This window comes from Roseibium sp. RKSG952 (assembly GCF_009711355.1).
The window spans coordinates 1-4062 of record NZ_SMMF01000683.1 but is presented as its reverse complement, the minus strand read 5'-3'; the positions used below and the strand labels follow the sequence as shown (position 1 = coordinate 4062).

4 protein-coding genes and 1 pseudogene are annotated in these 4062 nt (G+C 56.1%); 1 reads left to right on the top strand and 4 read right to left on the bottom strand.

All coding sequences use genetic code 11. From position 1 onward, the window contains the following. The 3 genes and pseudogenes from E1297_RS03845 to rplM form a co-directional block, all read right to left on the bottom strand. Positions 1–651, bottom strand: a pseudogene (locus E1297_RS03845) (hypothetical protein); the annotation flags it as partial. A gap of 271 nt (positions 652–922) precedes the next feature. Then, on the bottom strand, positions 923–1399 hold the full coding sequence (rpsI, locus tag E1297_RS03840; RefSeq protein ID WP_155134125.1) for a 30S ribosomal protein S9: 477 nt from the start codon (positions 1397–1399) through the stop codon (positions 923–925). A 2-nt stretch (positions 1400–1401) separates the two neighbouring features. After that, positions 1402–1869 carry a 50S ribosomal protein L13 gene (gene rplM / locus E1297_RS03835; RefSeq protein WP_155134122.1) on the bottom strand — a complete coding sequence of 156 codons (468 nt, stop codon included), beginning with the start codon at positions 1867–1869 and terminating at the stop codon, positions 1402–1404. Between the two features lie 323 nt (positions 1870–2192). Between rplM and E1297_RS03830 the strand changes: the two genes are divergently transcribed. Next, complete coding sequence (locus E1297_RS03830) at positions 2193–3407, top strand: GGDEF domain-containing protein (protein WP_155134119.1); 1215 nt, start codon at positions 2193–2195, stop codon at positions 3405–3407. A 12-nt stretch (positions 3408–3419) separates the two neighbouring features. Here the strand turns inward: E1297_RS03830 and E1297_RS03825 are convergent, their stop codons facing one another. After that, positions 3420–3845, bottom strand: a complete 426-nt coding sequence (locus E1297_RS03825; protein ID WP_155134116.1) for a PaaI family thioesterase — start codon at positions 3843–3845, stop codon at positions 3420–3422. Positions 3846–4062 lie beyond the last annotated feature (217 nt).

The following is a 4062-nucleotide window of genomic DNA, read 5'->3' as shown; positions in this document are numbered from 1 at the left end:
ATCGGCTCCTTCGCTCTTGATCCCCTTGGCTTCAGCACCGTTTGTGATGATCGCATTGTCGTTTGTCAGACTTGCAGTGTCGCCGGCGGATTTAATGCCATGTCCGGATTGGCCACTTGTCGTAATAGTGCCGGTGTTATTTACAACAGCGCTGCCGCCTCTGGAGTTGATTCCAAACCCTTCCCGACCAGTGCCAGTGTCGATTGTGCCAGAGTTCGTAATTTCGGCCCTCTCCGCACCTGACACGATCGCGTGGGAAAAATCACCGGTTGTCGATATCGCTCCGGAACTGGTGATCGTGGCATCCGCTCCCACGGAGGACACACCAAAGGCGCTTAATCCGTCAGTGGTGATCGCACCGGCATTAGAGACCGTCTGACCGCTCGACAGCATGTCGACACCCGATACGCCATTTCCAACCGTTGCAATGGTGCCCCCTTGCTGGATGGTTCCGGTGTCGCCCGGGTCAGTCAGCGTCTGCGTGTTGGTGACGGTCCTGCCGTCAGGAATGGTAAAGTCGTCGGCAATCAGATGAGTGGCACCCAGCAATGGAAAGACCGGAAGTGTTGCTCCCAAAAAAAGAAGCTTCTTGGCAAGGCGTCCATCACGTCTATTGGATGATTTGAATACGGAACATCTTGTTTTGATCATGCGCCCCACCCTAAACAACGACCGGATAACGACTCATTTCTATACGCTCAATAACACAGGAACAGGTTTCAGCTCTCCACCTGGCGAAACGACAAGGCTTTTATTCATAAATGGTGCAGATTTGCACCTAAGTCATAATAACAATATTCAAAGAAACTAGGTTAGTTCACCATCGAACTACTCTGTCGGTCATCTGGCAGCCAAGACAAACAAAAAGCCCGCCGGAATTTCCCCGGCGGGCTTCGAAAAAGGCAGCAGTTCCGCGAAGCGATTAACGCTTGGAGAACTGGAAGGACCGGCGGGCCTTGCGGCGGCCGAACTTCTTACGCTCGACAACACGGCTGTCGCGGGTCAGGAAGCCGTTCTTCTTCAGGATGGCGCGCAGCTCCGGCTCGTAGTGGGTCAGAGCCTTGGACAGACCGTGGCGCACAGCACCTGCCTGACCGGACAGGCCACCGCCGGTAACGGTTGCCACAATGTCGTACTGGCCATCACGCTCGGTCAGCATGACCGGCTGGCGCAGGATCATCTGAAGAACCGGACGAGCGAAATACTCGGTGAAGTCCTTCTTGTTGACGATGATCTTGCCAGTGCCCGGCTTGATCCAGACGCGTGCGATGGCGTCCTTGCGCTTGCCAGTGGCGTATGCACGGCCTTGGGAGTCCAGCTTCTGGACGTGGACCGGTGCTTCGGGGGCGGCAGTTTCGACCGCGCCGCCCAGCTCTTCCAGGGATTGCAGCTCAGCCATCGTTAAGCCCTCATGCCATCGTTCTTGGGGTTGAGGCTCTTGACGTCGACGAGTTCCGGCGACTGAGCTTCATGCGGATGTTCGGAGCCCGCGTAAACGCGCAGGTTCTTCAGCTGCTTGTTGGACAGCGGACCGCCCGGCATCATGCGCTGAACAGCCTTTTCCAGAACACGCTCCGGGAAACGGCCTTCGAGAATGGCACGCGCGGTGCGCTCCTTGATGCCGCCCGGGTGACCGGTGTGCCAGTAGTACTTCTTGTTGTCGTACTTGCGGCCGGTGAGCTTCACCTTATCGGCGTTGATCACGATCACGTTGTCACCGCAATCGACATGCGGGGTGTAGGTCGGCAGATGCTTGCCGCGCAGATGATTGGCGATGTAGGCAGCCAGACGGCCCACGACCATGCCTTCCGCGTCGATCAAGATCCACTTTTTGTCGACCTCAGCCGGCTTGGCAGAGAAGGTCTTCATGAGACTGATCCGTAGTTGATCGGTTAAAGAAAAGGTCCGGTCGAGCCGCTGAGGCCGACTAACGGACCTGAATTCGTTCGACCGGGTATATACGCGACCCGCCATTATGGGTCAAGCCAACACTTTGCAAGCTCATTGATTTTTCTCCATTAAATTCAATGGCTTATAAAAACGGTATTATAATACCTCATTTTTATCCTCTTGCCATACCACCGTGCTGCCACTACTGGTATTTATAGCAGCATTTCGGTTTGGTACGGTCGGCTTTATCCTGCTTGCGGGTGGAAGAAGAAGCTTGAGCCAGGCGGGAGCGATAACAGGCGATGGGATTTCCAGCCTCCAGGAGTGAACGCCGCAATCCGTTTGTGGTGGCGCTTGCTGCCGGCTTCGTGCTGACGGCGGCCGTTGTTGCGACCCTGAACGGCTTGATCGACCGCCAGACCCAAATCGCCATCCGGCATAACGCAGAAGCCCGGGCCGAGAAATGGGCAAGCTCCTTTACCGTTTCGACGCCGGCTTTTCAGGAAATGGTCGAGCATGGCTTCCCGGAGCCGGAACACGTGGCGCAGTTACAGTCGAGTTTCGGTCTCGTCGACGTGATGCATTTCGTCACCTTCAACAAGGACGGTGTCGAGACATTCGTCTCTGAGCCCGGCTTGCGGCGGCCGGTCGGCAGCATCAATGACAAGGCTCTTTCGGTCTACCGGTCGGGCAATGTACTCACTTTCATTCACAAGCGGGACAGCCGGACACGGCAAGGTTTGTCCGGTGCCAATCGATATGTTGAAGTCTATATGCCTGCAACACTTCCGTCCGGAGAACGAATCGGTGCAATCGAAGTCTATGTCAATGTTACCGACCTGGATGCGGCCTTGCACGAGACCTTCAGAAGCATCAGCTGGTATCTGGTTTTTGGCACGATCACCATTCTGCTGATCCCCGCTGTCGCCTACATCCGCTCAACGCGTGAAGTGATGCGCAAGGACAAGGAGCTTCTGGAACTTACCCGCTACGATCAGTTGACCGGTGTACTGAACCGCAATTCGGTTTCGGACATTCTGCAAGGCTATTTCATGCGTGAAGGCGGTGCTGAGGAGCTCGGAATCCTGTTTGTCGATGTCGACTTCTTCAAGCAAGTCAACGATCAGTTCGGGCATCACTTCGGTGACATGCTGCTGAAACACATTGCCGGCATCCTGACATCCAGCGTGCGCAAGGACACCGATACGGTTGGGCGCTACGGAGGTGACGAGTTCATCGTCTTATGCCCGGACATGAATATCCAGGCCCTTCGCGAGGCGTATCATCGCATGATGGCCAGCGCCAAAGCGCCGTTCTGTTATTCGGACAAGACCTACACACCGAGCCTGAGTATCGGCGCTTACATCGCAACATCCAGGGACATACGGCGAAGCGCCCTGCACAAGGCGGATCTTGCGGTCTATCAGGCCAAGCGGCTCGGCCGCGGCCAGGTGGTCGAATATTCGGAACAACTTGAAGGTCTGTTCGATAGCCCGGACCAAAAAAAAACCGCCTGACCCGATGACATCCTATCGCGGCGGAATGGAATAGGTGGCGGTCGCATGGGCAACCATATCCTCTTCGCCTTCGCTTGCGATGGCGCATTCAACGACAGCCAGCCGTTTGCCCAACTTGATCAACCGGCATGTCGCAATCAGGTCGCCAGGACCGGGCTTGCGCAAAAAATTGATATTCAGGTTGGTCGTCACCGCCAGGGCCACCGGCCCGATATGGCCCAGGATCACAACATAGGCGGCAAAATCGGCCAGTCCCATCATGCTGGGTCCAGAAACAGTTCCCCCAGGGCGCAGATGGGCATCGTTTGGGGTCATGCGCATGACCGCCTCCCCGGACCGGATCGCCTCGATGGTATAGACCTCGCCATTGGCATGGATCTGCGGAAAGACCTGATCGAGATAAGCCATCACCTCGACGGGCGTCATCAACGGCTGCATACGGGCTCCCTGTCTGCGATTATTCCAGCCAACGGCAAGGAATTTTCCCTTAACGTAAGCGTCAAAAACGCCCCACCGCAAGCCATTTCCATTCGATCAACACTTGCAAAGACGGTCTCAGGCAAGCCCCGGCCTTGGAATTCCGGTCTGCGGCTTGAAGCAGCCTCGCCTTCGCACCTGAGTTCCAGCCCTGTACACGACACAGTTTACGATTGTG

Excerpts from the sequence above, each read along its gene's own strand:
- rplM (WP_155134122.1), bottom strand. The coding sequence starts at position 1,869 with ATGAAGACCTTCTCTGCCAAGCCGGCTGAGGTCGACAAAAAGTGGATC.
- E1297_RS03825 (WP_155134116.1), bottom strand. The coding sequence starts at position 3,845 with ATGCAGCCGTTGATGACGCCCGTCGAGGTGATGGCTTATCTCGATCAG.
- E1297_RS03830 (WP_155134119.1), top strand. The coding sequence starts at position 2,193 with ATGGGATTTCCAGCCTCCAGGAGTGAACGCCGCAATCCGTTTGTGGTG.
- rpsI (WP_155134125.1), bottom strand. The coding sequence starts at position 1,399 with ATGGCTGAGCTGCAATCCCTGGAAGAGCTGGGCGGCGCGGTCGAAACT.